Here is a 13,103-nt window from a genome sequence, read left to right on the forward strand (position 1 = left end):
TCCTGGCTATGGTGGTATTTTTACCCATAGCTTGAGAAAAGACGATCACAGCTTGCCTCTGAAGGCTCAAAAGAGCCTCCTGTGCTGCGTCACAAAATTCGCCTGCGCTTATATGAAATATCCAGTGGTAAAATAGAGATTGCCTGCCTTCCTGGTATGTTTTATTGTTATGATTAGTTAAGAGAGATAAAAAAATGAAAAAATTTCCAAAATGGGGACGCCACTGGCTTGTCGTAACTGCCCTGATTTGCTCTTTCATAGTAGCAGGAACCTATCAGGCGCATCAACTTGTCTCTGCCAGGGAAAACGGGATTTACGAACAAATCAAGATCTTCGGTTCTGTTCTTGACCTGGTGCAGCGCAATTATGTGGAAGAAGTCCCGCCCAAGAAACTCATTTATGGTGCGGTACAAGGCATGCTCACATCTCTTGATCCACACTCCTCTTTTATGAAGCCCGAGGACTACAAGGAGCTTCAGATAGAGACCAAAGGCAGTTTCACCGGCATAGGCATAGAGATCAGCATCAAAGACGGCATACTGACGGTTGTATCTCCCATAGAGGGCACCCCGGCATACAAAGCGGGGCTGAAAGCCAATGATAAGATTTTGAAGATAGAGGACAAAACCACAAAAAACATGAGCCTGATCGAGGCAGTGAAGCTTCTGAGGGGTGCCAAGGGGACCGATGTGACTATCTCCATATACCGTGAGGGATGGAGACAGCTTAAAGAGGTAACCCTGACAAGGGACGTGATTCCCATAATAAGTGTGCGGTCCAGGATGCTGGAAGAGGGCTATGGTTACATACGTATCAGTAACTTCCAGAACAAGACTACTTCTGAGCTGGAAAAGGCCTTAAGGGAATTGGAAAAAGACAAAGAGCTCAAGGGACTGGTTCTTGATATCCGGAACAATCCTGGAGGATTGCTTGATCAGGCCGTAAAAGTGGCTGACGTATTCCTGGAAAAGGGACTTATTGTTTACACAGATGGCAGGATCAAGGAGCAAAAAATGCGTTTTGAGGCCCATCCGGACGGGCATTCACGCAATTATCCCATAACGGTATTGGTCAACGAAGGAAGCGCCAGTGCATCTGAGATAGTTGCAGGGGCCTTGCAAGATCACAAAAGGGCAATAATTGTAGGGGTCCGGACCTTCGGCAAGGGATCGGTCCAGACCATCATTCCTCTTGAAGACGGATCCGCGGTGCGCCTTACCACAGCCAGATACTATACCCCTAACGGCAGGTCCATACAGGCAAAAGGCATAGAGCCTGACATAGAAGTACCTTATGCACCCCTGAAAAAAATAAAAGAAAAAGAAAGGGACGAGATCTTTCATTTCCCGACAGAGCGCGATCTGAAGGGCCACTTGCCAGGCGAAGATGAGCTTAATTCCGTAAAAGACAAGCCGGAAGCTGTCAACCCCGAAGCTGACAATGGAAAAACACATGCGCCCCCTATGGATAACCAGTTGGAAGAAGCAATCAGGATATTGAAGGCCTGGAGCATATTTAAACAGGTTAACCCTGATTACACTGCAAAAAGTCCTGAAACATAAGTAAATATTCGGTGAACCCGTTATATCCTGCCTTGGAGCGGTTACCTTTTTCCGGGTTTCAAAGCTCACTCATTGCGGACCGGAGAGGCAGTGCAATCCGGCCCGCGGTTGAAACCCTGCAAAAGGCAAACCGCTCCTGCGGCAGGGCACGGATGGCAATTTCCACAGTGGGCCGCGGATTCACCGAATATTTACCATAATTCCGCTCAAAATGCCCGGGATGCAAGCCTCTTAAATGCCTAAAACTCGCTCATCGAGGAAAAACAAGACACGCAAAAAGAATCTCGCAAGACATTCTCCCCGCTTGCTGTGGCCCATAATAGCCTTGGGGATAACCGGAGCAATTGTAACACTTTTATATCTGATTCCCTTGCCCATGGGCATCAGACCGGAAATCCATCCGCCTTTTGAAGAATTTGATTCCGCTCCAAAGGTTTCCTTGCCTTCCAAACCATCAAGACCGGAAAGCACGGCCCTTAAGCCTTTAGTGGCCATACTTATAGACGACATGGGCTATAATCTTCCAATTAACAACGCCTTTCTGGAGTTGGAGGTTCCGCTTTCCTTTTCCTTTCTCCCATCTGCGCCTTATACACCCAAGCTGGCCAGAAAGGCCATGGATCTCGGCAAAGATGTCTTGATACACCTGCCCCTGGAGCCTGTTAACAGTGCGATTGACCCTGGTCCAGGCGCACTGCGTCTGAGTATGAACCTTGATTCCATGTTGCAGATACTCAGAAGGGATCTGGATGCCGTACCTGATGCAATCGGAGTAAATAATCACATGGGTTCTAAATTCACTACAAGCCAAAGAGGCATGGAATTAATTCTTGCCGAGATAAAGCGTCGCGGCCTTTTCTTTGTTGACAGCAGGACTACGCGTTATACTGTAGCCTATGCAACTGCAAGATCTATGGGTATACCATCTGCTGAAAGGACCGTGTTTCTGGACCATGATGCCCGCAAGGAATCCATCAGAAAAGAAGTCAGGAAAATGGTGAAGGTGTCTGTGAAGAATGGATATGCCCTTGCCATAGGACATCCGACAATCAATACATGGAAAGTTTTGCACGATGAACTGCCGAGGGTAAGCAAGCGCCTCAGGATCGTTCCGGTTCACAAGATCCTTGTTGCCCAATAGAACTCACCATACGGTTCTTTTGTCTCAGACATACGGGAAAATGGCGAAAATAAAATATGGAGAAAAAGAGATAAGAAAGGCCGAGCTTGAATCATGGCCGAATCCATGCCCTGAACGTGACTATGCCATAGAGATCAGCTTCCCGGAATTTACCTGCCTTTGCCCAAGATCAGGGTATCCTGACTTTGCGACCATAAGGATAACCTATGTACCGGACCGGTTCATAGTAGAACTGAAATCCCTAAAACTCTATCTTAACAGCTATAGAGATCAATACATTTCGCACGAAGAAGCCACCAACAAGATATTCTCAGACCTGGAGGAGATCCTTTCACCCCGCATTATCAAGGTGGAAGGTGACTTTCACCCAAGAGGCAATGTCCACACAGTGGTCAAGGTAGAAGGAGGTTCTGATTTCAGTGCATTACATCCAAGGCATTTTCAGCAGGATCATATTTCATGACTTTTTGCGGTATAATCAGGGCTGAAAGAGGCAATTACTTTTATTTTTTTTAGTCTCTTGAGTATAATCCAGTTAATACTGCTTCTGCCAGAGTACGACCCCTCATCAAGTTTTCTAACTCAGCCTTTTTCGTCCTTTCATCAACTTCGAGGACCCTGTCCAGAGCAAATAACTTGAATTCATATCTATGTATGGCCGAATCGGGGCAAGGTCCTTTATAGCTGCGGGTCCCAAAATCATTTGTTCCCTGTATGCTTCCTTGAGGAACAGTATTTTCTTCTATCTTTCTTACATCAGGGGGAATATTAAAGATAATCCAGTGAACCATCACTCTTATTGGAGAGTCGCGATCTTCTAATGTCATGGCAAAACTCTTTGTTCCTTCCGGCACATCTTCTATTACGAATTCCGGACTATTGCTACCGGCATCGCATGTATATCTTGCAGGCATAAACCCGTTATTTTCAAAAACACTCTTTAATTTCACTTGATTTACCTCCTTTCCTTTCAAGCACAAACCAGTCCTCTTAAATTACCTTACATACAGCATGTTATTTCGACATCGCCGCCCAGTCAAGCTCTTTGGTGCCTATTCCAGCTATCAGGATGCCGATCAATCCGGTATCCCCTATTTTGTTATTCAAAAGGATTTTTCAAAAAAATTGTCTGTTCCCTGTTAGGGCCCACTGAAATCAGCATTATGGGTGTCCCGGCCATATCCTCTATAGTCTTTAGATAGTCCCTGGCCTCTTCAGGCAAATCATCAAAGGATCTCATCCGGCTGAGATCCTCATTCCAGCCGGAAAGTGTCCTATAAATCGGTTTTATTGATTCGACCTCCCGAATATTTCCAGGCATACAGGTATGTCTGGTTCCTGAAATATCGTATTCAGCGCATATATTGATCTGATCAAGACCACTTAATACATCGAGCTTTGTTATAGCCAGACCATCCAGACCATTGATCCTCACTGCATCTCTTAACACAACACCGTCAAGCCATCCACAACGACGCCGCCTGCCTGTAGTTGCACCGAACTCGGCCCCCTTTTCCTGTAAATAGTCGCCGACCTCATCCTCCAGTTCTGTAGGGAAGGGACCCCCACCTACCCTTGTAGTATAGGCCTTGCAGATGCCCAGCACCCTGTTGATCTTGCTGGGGCCTATTCCTGCCCCACAGCAGGCCGCCCCGGCTACGGTATTGGAGGATGTGACAAAGGGGTAGGTCCCGTGGTCAATGTCAAGCTGCGTGCCCTGGGCACCCTCAAACAGCACGTTTTTCCCACTATGCAGCGCATCGTCTATCAATATGGAAACATTATCAATAAAGGGCGCCAGGCGCTCTGCATAGTCCTGAAACTCAGCATAAATGTTCTCGGGATCAAGTGGATCGGCATTCAGCAACTTAGTCAGATAAAAATTCTTTTCTTTTACATTATCCTCGAGTTTTTCTCTAAAGAGCGAGGAATCAAGAAGGTCGGCCACCTTGATTCCGTTCCTGATTATCTTGTCATCATAACACGGTCCTATACCCCGTCCCGTGGTCCCGAGCTTTTTTCCCTCGGCCTTGGCGGCCTCTCTGGCAAGATCCAGGGCCTTGTGATACGGCATTATCAGATGCGCGTTTAGGCTGAGCCTCAATCTATCGGCGGTTACAGGCCTGCCCCTTGAAGCAAGCCCCTCAAGTTCCTGGATAAAGATCGACGGATCAATTACGACTCCGTTCCCGATCAGGCAGAGCTTGTCATCATTTAAAATTCCGGAAGGGATCAGGTGAAAAATAAACTGTTCACCGTCCACTACCAGAGTGTGGCCGGCATTGTTACCGCCCTGAAAACGCACTATGACCTCGGCATACTCTGTCAAGAGATCTACTATCTTCCCTTTGCCTTCGTCACCCCATTGCGTCCCCACTACTACCAGCGTTGACATAAAAAGGCCCTCCCCTCTTTACTTTTGCAGCCATTGAGGATACTTAGATCATACAAAAAAGTCAAACAAACTGCCATTGATATTTACTGTAAGAATTACATATTCGAGGAAACAGGTATCATCAACCGCCAGCTATTAACTATGGACCACCAACTCCGAACTACGAGCAAGAGAGGCACCCCGCCACTATTCCTGATAGATGGCAGTTCGTATCTCTACAGGTCCTACTTTGCAATACGTCAGCCCCTGACTACCCACGATGGGTTTCCTACCAAGGTAATCTTTGGCCTTACAAATATGCTCTGGAAGGTGCTAAAAGAAAAAGACCCGGAATATGTGGCCATTGTGTGGGATGCCAAGGGCCCTACCTTCAGACACGATCTTTATGCCGATTACAAGGCAAACAGGCCTGCGATGCCTGACGATATGAGCGTTCAGATCCCATATGTGAGGAAAATTGTAAATGCCATGGGGCTCAAACAGCTTGAGAAAAACGGCTACGAGGCAGACGATATAATTGCTACACTGGTAAGGCGCCTAACTGATCAGACCATTATTATTGTTTCCGGCGACAAAGACCTCCTTCAGTTGATTGGACCGCAAGTCAGCATATGGGACTCGATGAAAGACGAAGTTATGGATCTTGATACCTTCCGCCAACGCTTCGGCATTGAACCGCTCCAATTCCTGGAGGTAATGACGCTGACCGGTGATACCTCGGACAATATCCCCGGCGTGCCTGGAATCGGCTTAAAGACTGCGCTGAAACTCATAAAGAGCTACGGTTCAGTAAGTAACCTCTTCAGGCACCTGGATGAACTCCCCGATGGAAAATTGAAAGAGCGGCTTGAAGCCCACAGGGACCGCCTGGACCTTTGGCGCGGGCTTATAAGCCTTGCGGATGATATCCCTCTTCCCCTTAATATCAACGCATTTCGCAGAAACCCTCCTGACCAGAGAAAACTGAGGCAGCTCTTCCAGCAATTCAATCTTACCCGCTTTTTAAACCAGATGGTGCCAGAACAGACCATTTCCTTTAAGGAATACGAGCTCATACAATCCTCGACGGATCTTGCTCGCTGGACGGAAATGGCGCGTAAGGCCTCAAGAATAGTCATCGATACAGAGACCACAAGCGAATTTCCAATGAAGGCAAAGCTCGTTGGGATCTCTCTCTGCATTACACCGCCAAAGGCCGCTTACATCCCTGTTGGGCACAAAAGCCGGGAGGCACAGCTCAATTTGTCTCAAGTAGCCGAGGCCCTTGGACCCATATTTTCAGACCGGAAAATCGAAAAGATCGGGCAGAATATAAAATATGACCTGATTGTCCTCGCCAACCACGGAATGAAGCTCGAGGGAATATCCGGAGACACAATGGTGGCCTCTTACCTCCTTGACCCCTCGAAGCGCCGTCACAACCTTGCCGAGATAGCACAGGAGGTGTTGGGGCACCGCATGATATCTTTCAGGGAAGTAACCGGGACACAGAAAAGGGTCAGGAACTTTGCCCATGTGCCTCTGCCGCTTGCCAGGGATTACTCTTGTGAAGATGTACACGTAACCTCTCTTGTCCAAAAGGCCCTGTGGAAGAGGCTAAAAGAGAGCGGCCTGTGGGAACTGTTTGAGCAGGTTGAAGTGCCATTGATACGGATACTGGCTCGAATGGAGATGGCCGGAATTCTTGTTGATAAAGAAGGACTTGATGTATTGTCAACAGAATTTTCTCAGAGGCTCTCCGAGTTGGATGAAAAAATCATCGAACTTGCCGGAGAACCGTTCAATATAAACTCTACGAAACAACTGGCGGAAATACTCTTTATAAAACTCAAGCTCCCTCAGATAAAAAAGACCCGCAAGAAGACCGGGTACTCCACAGATGTGGAAGTACTCAAGGAACTCGCCAAGTTTCACGAGCTTCCACAACAACTACTTTTTTACAGAAATCTGTCAAAGCTCAAGTCCACTTATGTGGACGGTTTAAAGAGAATGATCAATCCTGAGACAGGACGGGTCCATACCTCCTTTAACCAGACTGTCACATCCACCGGCAGGCTGTCATCCAGTGACCCCAATCTCCAGAACATTCCTGTCAGGACAGAAGAAGGCAGAAGAATCAGGGCACTCTTTATCCCTGCTCCCGGTGACTTCCTCTTATCCGCGGATTATTCACAGATAGACTTGAGAGTCCTTGCCCACTGCTCCGGTGATGAAGCCTTGGTAAATGCCTTCAAAAACGGAGAAGATATTCACCGTCTCACCGCAGCAGAGGTCTTCAGCGTGTTCCCTGAGCTGGTTACACCGGACATGCGCAGAGTGGCCAAGACCGTCAACTTTGGAATAATATACGGAATGAGCGCCTATGGCCTGGCAAAGGAGTTGGGCATTGAGAATAGGCAGGCAAAGGAGTTTATCGAACGCTACTTTGCGAAATATCCCGGGGTAAAACGCTACATGAAAGAAACTGTAAAAAAGGCCAGGGAACAGGGGTATGTCACCACGCTCCTTGGTCGCAGGCGCTATATCCCTGACCTTAAAAGCAAGGTCCGGACTGTAAGGGAATTCGCTGAAAGGACCGCTATTAACACGCCTATTCAGGGCACTGCGGCAGATATAATAAAGCTGGCCATGATAGAAGTTGACTCAAACATCCAGGCGGAAAAAACACCCTGCAGGATGTTGCTCCAGGTACATGACGAACTGATAATCGAAGTGCCCGAGAAAGAGATAAAGAGGACCGCCGCGATGGTAAAAGAGACCATGGAAAACGTGATAAACCTTGCCGTGCCCCTGAAGGTAGATGTTGGCTGGGGAGTCAACTGGGCCGAGATTGAGAGCAAGCCGGTGAATATGCCGAGGAGGTAGAGACCGAACACAGATTCTGCCCGCCGACAGGGAAAAAGGCTGCGGCAAACAGGGCATAAACCGGCAGCCGCACCCCGCAGGACATGAAGGGGTTCATCATGATAGTATGGTAGTATTGTGAACCACGAATATTCTGTCCGCGGCTTACCGGACAACAGCTTTTAGCTATCTCCCGCCTGCGCCGCTATGTTTTGCCGGAAGAGACGTAGTTTTCAGCTCTATCTTTCCATTTACAATCGTGACCTTGCTTGACAGCCATGCCAAGGTCCTATTAAACTCAAAGTCACTGCTGGCCGAAGTTTCCGGAGTGACTTTAAAGTCAGGCTTCTCCAGCTTGATCTCTTTGAGTGCAAAGGGCCAGAGAGAATATTCAACGGATATTCTTTGGATCTCTCCCCTGATTTCTTTATGACTGATTCCGATTCCTTCAAAAGTTATTAAACCATAATCCGTTCTGACCTCGCTCAACCTCACCGCATATCCTTTGGATTTTGCAACAATTGGCGCCGGTTTTCTTATAAGCTAATGGAAGGCATTGATAAAACGAGCCTGACAGCAGCGCTGCTGAAAAAAAAATACCAAGAATCCAGAGGCATTTCCTTTTTTTGAGGGTGTTTTTACTGATTTTTCAGCCATATTGCTCACTTACCAGAGCCTGGGGTGGCAATCTCAGGCTCGATACATTTCTTTTGACGTCTTTTTTTAATTATGATAGTTTATATTTATCTATCAGGACCTGTGTATTGACAAAGAGAATATTAAAATAATGTATGCCCAGGTATTTGATAAATAATTCCTAATGGCTATCGGTCAATCTATCAAATATCTGGATAATCTGTCCATATCCGTTATTAACAAAAGGAGGTATTTATGGGAGTTTTGAGAATCGTAACGTTCTTGTTTCTGGTAAGCTGTCTCTGGCCTTCTTGGGGACTCTGTAGTGGTGGTGCAAAACCTGCAGTGAAGCTCCCCAAGGCCAAGACCATCGCGGAGCTCGCTGCCCGCTATGATTCGAGTTCTTGCCAGGAGTGTCATGAAGAAATTTATGAACAGTGGGAGAATTCCCTTCATGCCTATTCCATCCTGGGGACCCCGCGGACGGCCCCGACGATACTCACCGGCGTAGACAAAGGTCTGAAGTTATTTCCCTATTCAGGGGTCAAGGAGGACAAGGATATACAGGTCAGACATCTCATGTTCTGTGCAAAGTGCCATCTGCCCCAGCTTGAAGAGGCAACGGATGATGTGGCAAGGGAGATCGTCGCTACCATTCGGGCCTGGATGAAGGAGGAGGATGAGGATAAGGCCGAGGAGCTTGAGGAAAAGATAGCAAGCCTGAATATCGGCTGTACGGTTTGCCACAACACGAGGGCCATCATCCACAAATGGCAATATGGCTATCCCCAGCCCGATACGATCTACGGCGCGCAGGAAGGCGAACATGAACACCCTGACTTTACCAAAATGGCTAAATCACCTCAGTTGAGTGAATCAATATTCTGTGGCCAGTGCCATGGTGAGGGGCCCAATTTCGAGCTGGATGAGCCTTCTCAGTGTGCCACTCTGTACGGAAGTTACCTCTTTGCCTACACTCCGGAGGACAAGCACGAGACATGCCAGGAATGTCACATGAGAAAGTCCGGTCTGGGCCACGACATGCAGGCCTACAGGAGTGAGACCATGAGAAAGATGGCCCTGCACGTTGATATAGATTCAACTTCATACTTCTGGCGCAAGAACAAGGCCGAAGGCGTCATCCCAATGGCTTTAGTCAATGTGGAGATCTTCAATAAGTGCGGGCATGCCATACCAGATGGGTGACCCACTCCCAACCGGCTGGTCCTGGATGTGACCGCTAAGACAATGGATGGGAAACAAGTCTATAATAATCGAGTCGTCTATATGCCTTACCCCGGACGTTTCGGTGTAGGGGCAGAGATGGGAAGAGGACCCTACGAGAAGTGTGGCTTGGTCCGAGATACCAGTTTGCCGCCTCTGCGTACGGTTAAGGAGTCCTTTGAGATACCGTTCCCATATGCTGATGTGGAGAAAGATGGCAAGAAGACCAGGGAGCTTACTGCAGATGAACTCAATGTGAATACCACGCTGTGGTATGTGCCCTTTGGTGAATTTGATGGAAATGAGGTCGCATTCTTCAGTGATGAGAGGAAGATAGAACTCAAGTCAGAGTGGATTTGGAGGAAATAGACAAAAAGACCATATATACCTGCAGGCCGGCTTCCTGCCGGCCTGCAGATTCACTTAGTTTTCAACGAACGCCGCACTAACACTCTTAGGAAGATGCAGGGTAAAGGTGGTGCCCTTGCTTTGCTCAGAAACTACCGTAATGTCACCATTCCATTCATTTACGAGTCTATGGACTATTGCCAGCCCCAATCCTGTCCCATCCGGCCGGGTGGAAAAGAAAGGATTGAATACCTTTGGGAGATCCTCGGGCCTTATGCCTTTTCCATTGTCTGAAATTTTGAGAACTAAGTGATCCCCCCTTTCCGTTGTTCCCTTGATTGATATTCTTCCGTCTGCATGCGGCAGGGCCTGATAGGCATTCAATAAGAGGTTCAGAAGGACCTGTCTGAATTGAGACGGGTCTACTTCAAATTTGAGATCAGCCTGGATTTCTGTTTTGATATCGGCCTTTGGGAGTTTTTTTCTTTGAGTTATCAAGGACAGGACAGACTCTATTTCTTCCAATACAGATATGTTTTGAATCTTTTTCCCTTCTGGTTTTGCGTAAAGAAGAAAAGACGTTGTAATATTATTCAGTCGGTCGCTCTCCCTATTAATAATTTGAAGCAGCTTTTTTTCTTCAGGTTGTAAAAGTGCTGATTCTTCCAGAATCTGGGCCGCCCCGGACAGGGATGCCAGGGGATTTCTTATCTCGTGGGCAACTCCTGCGGCCATCTCACCAAGGGCGGCGAGACGGTCCGTGCGCTGAAGGCGCTTTTCCCTCGCCTTTATCTCTGTAATGTCTTGAAAAATTATTCCGTATCCAAGGTGTTGTTCTTGAGGACCTTTTAATAAAAAAGTGGATATCCCGAGGATTTTGGACGAACTGCAGGGATCTGTATAGCTCACTTCCTGCCGTTCTCCTTCTCCGATATCCCTGAATTTTTTTAATAGCTCTGTCCCGGTTGGCCAGAGATCCTTTAGGGGCCGCCCGTATCCGTTAATAATCTTCTGTCCGAGGATCTCTATAGCCGCCTTATTAAAGAAGGTGATGTTTTCTTTTTCATCTACTGTAATCAGGCCTGAGTGGATACTGTCTGCAAGGTGGCGATGGATTTCCTCCAAGCGCCGCAGGTCCACATTGGTATTTGACAGCCTCTTTTCCGTGCGATAGAGACGCTGCGCAAGAATAATTCCCAGAGACGCAATGATGATAAAGGCCGCTATGTTGATAAAGAATATGTATATGGCATCATTTAATTCGTCTCCCCATGTTTCACCAAGCCAGAAAAAGGCGGCATAGCTGGCGGTGCAGAGGAAGGTTGAGACAGCGCCTTCCTTTTGCCTGCCGAGAATACATGCTGTGAGAATGACGACAGGATATAGAAATACAAGCGGGCTTTCAGGCCCACCAGTCCAAAATACGGCAAGATTCACCAGTATTACGTCTATTACTATACTGACATATAAGAGCCATTTATCCAGGCCCTTCTTTTTATACCACAGGATATAAATGGCGGTGAAAAAAAATGCCCCTCCAAGGATTATGGACAGCCTGTTTATCTGGTCGGAAGCATCGGTAAAATACCCGGAGAGGAAATAGGTACCGCAGAGCAGGAGGACCAGGATAGCCAGTCTGCCCGCAGCTATACAGTAAAAGAGTCGTTCATCCGGATTTTTAGAGACCATGCTTTGACAGACGATATCTGAGGGACCTGAAGTTAAGGCCAAGGAGGCCGGCAGCTTCGGTCTTTACCCCATTTGTCCTTTCAAGTGCCTTTTTTAGAAGAGTTTTTTCTATATGACTGAGGAACTGCTCAAGGTCTAAACCTTCAGGCCCCAGATGCGGCTCGTAAGAAAATGGGCTGGATTCAGCGGTTTTTTGTCGCTTGAATTCAGCCAGAGACAGGCTCTCGGGAAGCAGAAGATTTGAAGTGGCAAGGGCCGTGCTCCTCTCGATGATATTTTCCAGCTCTCTCACGTTTCCCGGAAATGAGTATTTCTGTAGTGCCTCCATAACGAAGTTGGATATACCCTGTACAGTCTTATTTTGTTCTTTCGAATACTTGTCCAGGAAATACTGGACGAGGAGGGGAATATCCTCAGGACGTTCTCTCAGTGGTGGTATATGAATTCGAATCACGTTCAATCTGTAGTACAGGTCTTCCCTGAATCGCCTGGCCATTACTTCCTTTTCCAGATCCCGGTTTGTGGCAACCACTATCCTCACATCCACCTTGATTTCTTTGGTATCACCAAGAGATGTAAAGGATTTTTGCTGCACCACCCTCAACAGCTTGACCTGGAGGGTCATGGGCAGTTCTCCGATTTCGTCAAGAAAGATGGTGCCTTTGTTTGCTATGGCAAAGAGACCTTGTTTTTCACGATCGGCACCTGTAAAGGCCCCTCTTTTGTGGCCAAAAAGCTCGCTTTCAAGGAGGTTCTCCGGGATACCGCCGCAGTTGATAACTACAAATGGCTTGTCTTTGCGGACCCCAAGGTTATGAATGGCTCGGGCAACAAGCTCTTTCCCGGTACCACTTTCACCAGAGATGAGTACACTGGAAGGACTGGATGCTATTCTGGGTATTAGCTGGAATATATTGAGCATGGCCGGGCTTTTGGTCAACATATTGTCGAGCCTGTAGATCTTTTCGGTACTATCTCTGGTCAGGGACTGGGGCTTTGGTCCCGTTTCAAGGGCTTTTTTCACAATTTCCCTGATTTCTTCTATCCGAAAGGGCTTGGTAAGATAATCCCAGGCCCCCTCTTTCATTGCCGCCACTGCGGAATCCAGAGAAGCAAATGCGGTAATCAGTATTACAAGGTGAGTAGCCCGGGGGAATCTCACCCCCAGGCCCTCTCAGAACCCGGCGTGAGCCTCTCAGCTCACCGGGCTCCCATCATCCAGCCGTCGGTTTTACACCCATTTGCCAGTGCGGAAATAGCTGGG

The 13,103-nt window shown here is 47.6% G+C and carries 11 protein-coding genes; 6 read left to right on the forward strand and 5 right to left on the reverse strand.

Annotated elements, in window-relative coordinates; translation table 11 throughout:
* The first annotated feature begins 194 nt into the window (after nucleotides 1–194).
* The 3 genes from C4B57_06320 (at nucleotide 195) to C4B57_06330 (ending at nucleotide 3,166) form a co-directional block, all read left to right on the forward strand.
* On the forward strand, nucleotides 195–1,562 hold the full coding sequence (locus tag C4B57_06320; GenBank protein ID PXF54686.1) for a peptidase S41: 1,368 nt from the start codon (nucleotides 195–197) through the stop codon (nucleotides 1,560–1,562).
* Between the two features lie 235 nt (nucleotides 1,563–1,797).
* Entirely contained in the window at nucleotides 1,798–2,703 is a 906-nt protein-coding gene (locus C4B57_06325; GenBank protein ID PXF54687.1) for a hypothetical protein, read from the forward strand.
* A 40-nt stretch (nucleotides 2,704–2,743) separates the two neighbouring features.
* Entirely contained in the window at nucleotides 2,744–3,166 is a 423-nt protein-coding gene (locus C4B57_06330; GenBank protein ID PXF54688.1) for an NADPH-dependent 7-cyano-7-deazaguanine reductase QueF, read from the forward strand.
* A gap of 49 nt (nucleotides 3,167–3,215) precedes the next feature.
* On the opposite strand, the gene C4B57_06335 is transcribed toward C4B57_06330, so the two are convergent.
* Both C4B57_06335 and C4B57_06340 read right to left on the reverse strand, forming a co-directional pair.
* The gene (locus tag C4B57_06335) at nucleotides 3,216–3,677 is read right to left on the reverse strand and encodes a YbhB/YbcL family Raf kinase inhibitor-like protein (GenBank protein PXF54689.1); all 462 of its coding nucleotides are present in this window, start codon (nucleotides 3,675–3,677) and stop codon (nucleotides 3,216–3,218) included.
* A 125-nt stretch (nucleotides 3,678–3,802) separates the two neighbouring features.
* Nucleotides 3,803–5,098, reverse strand: coding sequence for an adenylosuccinate synthase (locus C4B57_06340; GenBank protein ID PXF54690.1), 1,296 nt, complete (start codon nucleotides 5,096–5,098; stop codon nucleotides 3,803–3,805).
* 141 nt (nucleotides 5,099–5,239) lie between these two features.
* On the opposite strand from C4B57_06340, the gene C4B57_06345 reads away from it, so the two are divergent.
* Nucleotides 5,240–7,963 (forward strand): DNA polymerase I, encoded by a 2,724-nt coding sequence (locus C4B57_06345; protein PXF54691.1) that lies wholly within the window; start codon nucleotides 5,240–5,242, stop codon nucleotides 7,961–7,963.
* Between the two features lie 165 nt (nucleotides 7,964–8,128).
* On the opposite strand, the gene C4B57_06350 is transcribed toward C4B57_06345, so the two are convergent.
* On the reverse strand, nucleotides 8,129–8,437 hold the full coding sequence (locus C4B57_06350; protein PXF54692.1) for a hypothetical protein: 309 nt from the start codon (nucleotides 8,435–8,437) through the stop codon (nucleotides 8,129–8,131).
* A 396-nt stretch (nucleotides 8,438–8,833) separates the two neighbouring features.
* Here C4B57_06350 and C4B57_06355 point away from each other — a divergent pair, with 396 nt between their 5' ends.
* Both C4B57_06355 and C4B57_06360 read left to right on the forward strand, forming a co-directional pair.
* Nucleotides 8,834–9,784, forward strand: coding sequence for a cytochrome C (locus C4B57_06355; protein PXF54693.1), 951 nt, complete (start codon nucleotides 8,834–8,836; stop codon nucleotides 9,782–9,784).
* Nucleotides 9,785–9,865: 81 nt separating this feature from the next.
* A complete protein-coding gene (locus C4B57_06360) occupies nucleotides 9,866–10,171 on the forward strand; it encodes a hypothetical protein (GenBank protein PXF54694.1) in 306 nt (101 codons plus the stop codon).
* A 54-nt stretch (nucleotides 10,172–10,225) separates the two neighbouring features.
* Here C4B57_06360 and C4B57_06365 read toward each other — a convergent pair whose 3' ends face one another.
* Both C4B57_06365 and C4B57_06370 read right to left on the reverse strand, forming a co-directional pair.
* Nucleotides 10,226–11,839, reverse strand: coding sequence for a hypothetical protein (locus C4B57_06365; protein PXF54695.1), 1,614 nt, complete (start codon nucleotides 11,837–11,839; stop codon nucleotides 10,226–10,228).
* Entirely contained in the window at nucleotides 11,829–13,007 is a 1,179-nt protein-coding gene (locus tag C4B57_06370) for a Fis family transcriptional regulator (GenBank protein ID PXF54696.1), read from the reverse strand. The genes C4B57_06365 and C4B57_06370 overlap by 11 nt, the downstream gene beginning before the upstream one ends.
* Nucleotides 13,008–13,103: the final 96 nt, after the last annotated feature.

The sequence above is a fragment of the Deltaproteobacteria bacterium genome (assembly GCA_003194485.1).
Lineage (GTDB): Bacteria > Desulfobacterota > Dissulfuribacteria > Dissulfuribacterales > UBA3076 > UBA3076.

Bases quoted from the DNA above. Each gene is read 5' to 3' on its own strand.
- C4B57_06320 (PXF54686.1), top strand. From the start codon at position 195: ATGAAAAAATTTCCAAAATGGGGACGCCACTGGCTTGTCGTAACTGCC.
- C4B57_06325 (PXF54687.1), top strand. From the start codon at position 1,798: ATGCCTAAAACTCGCTCATCGAGGAAAAACAAGACACGCAAAAAGAAT.
- C4B57_06330 (PXF54688.1), top strand. From the start codon at position 2,744: ATGGCGAAAATAAAATATGGAGAAAAAGAGATAAGAAAGGCCGAGCTT.
- C4B57_06340 (PXF54690.1), bottom strand. From the start codon at position 5,098: ATGTCAACGCTGGTAGTAGTGGGGACGCAATGGGGTGACGAAGGCAAA.
- C4B57_06345 (PXF54691.1), top strand. From the start codon at position 5,240: ATGGACCACCAACTCCGAACTACGAGCAAGAGAGGCACCCCGCCACTA.
- C4B57_06355 (PXF54693.1), top strand. From the start codon at position 8,834: ATGGGAGTTTTGAGAATCGTAACGTTCTTGTTTCTGGTAAGCTGTCTC.
- C4B57_06360 (PXF54694.1), top strand. From the start codon at position 9,866: ATGCCTTACCCCGGACGTTTCGGTGTAGGGGCAGAGATGGGAAGAGGA.
- C4B57_06365 (PXF54695.1), bottom strand. From the start codon at position 11,839: ATGGTCTCTAAAAATCCGGATGAACGACTCTTTTACTGTATAGCTGCG.